This is a genomic window from Tunicatimonas sp. (genome assembly GCF_049647865.1).
In the GTDB taxonomy this organism is placed as follows: Bacteria; Bacteroidota; Bacteroidia; order Cytophagales; family Cyclobacteriaceae; genus Tunicatimonas.
Window position 1 is genome coordinate 1 of sequence record NZ_JBARYM010000650.1, and the last position, 2676, is coordinate 2676.

Annotated in this window: 1 protein-coding gene; it reads left to right on the plus strand. The window is 47.1% G+C overall.

The features are described from left to right. Positions 1-109: 109 nt before the first annotated feature. Positions 110-2647, plus strand: a complete 2538-nt coding sequence (priA, locus tag WBA23_RS19110) for a replication restart helicase PriA (RefSeq protein WP_424583881.1) — start codon at positions 110-112, stop codon at positions 2645-2647. Positions 2648-2676 lie beyond the last annotated feature (29 nt).

Genomic DNA, 2676 nt, shown 5'->3' on the forward strand with positions numbered 1-2676 from the left:
TCCTAAAACAGTACATCTTTTTGATGACCATTCCCCCTGGGTCGCTATTTATAATCAATTTTCATTTGTCCATTTCCAATTATCCATTAATTTTTAACTTTGGAGTCGTATGTCTGAGTTGCAACCCATTGTCTTGAATGAAGAAGCCCCCGACGAACGAGTAACGTGGTTTGCCGATATTATTCTGCCAGTACCCATTCCGCGTATGTTTACTTACCGCATTCCTCGGGTGATGGAAGAAATGGTGCAAATCGGTAGTCGGGTAATTGTGCAGTTTGGCAGCAAGCGCATACTTACCGGCGTGGTGGGGAAACTGCATAATGATCCTCCTAAAAAGTACAATGCTCGCTATATTCTGGAGGTGCTGGATAATAACCCGATTGTAGAGCCGGTACAAATTAGGCTGTTCGAGTGGATTGCTAACTACTACGTGTGCACGGTAGGCGAGGTGCTCAACATTGCGCTGCCTTCCGGCCTAAAACTTAGTAGCGAGTCTAAGGCCCAGCTCAACCCTGACTTTTTCTCAGAAGATAATCAGATGAGTTTAGCGAAGGTAGAATTCTCGGAGAAAGAGAAAATTGTGCTGGAGGCACTGAATGAAAAATCGAGCCTGACCTACAACGAAATTGGGGAGCTGCTTCAAGAAAAAAGCTTTTATAATACCATTAAATCGCTGATTGCGAAGGAGGCGATCCTGATCTACGAAGAGGTAAAGGAGAAGTACAAACCAAAAGTTATTAAGAAGCTTCGACTGTCACCCTCCTACGCGCGCAATCCCGACCAGCTAGAAATTCTGTTTGGATCGTTGGAAAAGCGGCCTAAGCAGATGGATGTGCTGCTGGCTTATTTGCACGCCGTTCCGCAGTACCAGAGTGCTTCAGTCAACCAAGTAGGGATAGCCAAGAATCAACTGATGGATCGTAATCTATCCGCTTCATCGGTGAACACGCTAATAAAGAACGAAGTGCTGGAAGAGTTTGAAGAGATTGTATCCCGCTTTGAAACGACGGTTCCTACCCAAGAGCAGGTGTTTCTTACCGACTATCAAATGCAGGCGAAGCAGCAGGTACTGGAGCACTTTCAGCATAAAGATACGGTGCTGCTGCACGGAATCACCGGCAGTGGAAAAACCGAAATCTACATCGATCTGATTCAGGAGGTGCTAAACTCCGGGGGACAAGTGCTCTACTTGCTGCCCGAAATTGCGCTTACTACCCAGATCGTCCTCCGTCTCAAAAAAATCTTCGGCGACCGCATGGGCATTTATCACTCCCGCTTTTCGGATAATGAGCGGGTAGAAGTCTGGCAGGGTATTCTGGCCGGAGATTACCCACTGGTGGTGGGAGTGCGATCGGCGGTGCTGCTCCCGTTTGATAACCTAAGTCTGATTATTGTGGACGAAGAGCACGAAACCTCTTACAAGCAGTTTGATCCGGCTCCTCGCTATCATGCCCGCGATGTAGCGTTGATGCTTGCTCGCTTGCATCACTCCAAAACCCTGCTGGGTTCGGCTACTCCTTCTATTGAATCCTACTATCATGCCTGCCACGCTAAGTACGGATTGGTAGCGTTAAACCAACGCTACGGCAATGCTCAGTTACCTAAAATTGAGCTAGTAGATATTAAATTAGAGCGTAAGCAAAAAACCATGCGGGAAGATTTTTCGTCGGTACTACTGGATGCTATGCAGGGAGTGTTAGATAAAAAGGAGCAGGCGATTATCTTCCAGAACCGCCGGGGGTACGCCCCGTTTCTACATTGCGAAGATTGTGCCCATATACCCAAGTGCCAAAATTGCGATGTGAGTTTAACTTACCACCAGTACGCCCGTGAGCTGCGCTGCCATTACTGCGGCCATCACGAGGCGGTTCCTCAGGAGTGTGTAGCCTGTGGCTCTACCAAAGTAAAATCAGTAGGCTTTGGTACCGAGAAGCTGGAAGAAGAAATTCAGGGACTGTTGCCCGCCTCTAGAGTACAACGGATGGATTTAGATACGACTCGCAAAAAAAACAGCTACGAGCTAATTATTGAAAGCTTTGCCAATCATGAAATGGATTTTCTGGTCGGCACCCAAATGGTAAGCAAAGGACTGGATTTTGATGGGGTGAGCTTGGTCGGTATTCTGGATGCTGACCGGATGATTCACTTCCCTGATTTTCGTTCGCACGAGCGCACTTTTCAACTCATTACTCAGGTAAGTGGTCGTTCCGGGCGGCGCGACAAGGTAGGGCGGGTGATTATTCAGACGACGAACCTGAAACAACCCATTCTATATAAAATTATTGAGAACGATTATCTCGGCCTGTTTGAAGAAGAGATCCACGAACGGGAAGTGTACCACTATCCGCCCTTCGTGCGCATCATTCGTTTGACAGTGAAAAACCCGGATAAGCGAGTGGTAGATTTAGCCGCGGTGCATCTTGCCCATATTTTGAAAGACCGCATTGGTAGTTCCCGCGTACTGGGTCCCGAAGAACCGCTTATCAGTCGCCTCCGCAATCAGTATCTGATGCAGCTCGTCATCAAGTTAGAGAAGAACCTCAACATCAAAGCCATCAAAGCCGCCCTACGCGACGAGTCCGTCAAACTCACCAAAGAAAAAGCGTTTAAGAAAACGAATGTGGTGATTGACGTAGATCCTTATTAAAAATGAGTTTTTTATATTGTTAGTATAAT

Excerpts from the sequence above, each read along its gene's own strand:
- priA (WP_424583881.1), top strand. The coding sequence starts at position 110 with ATGTCTGAGTTGCAACCCATTGTCTTGAATGAAGAAGCCCCCGACGAA.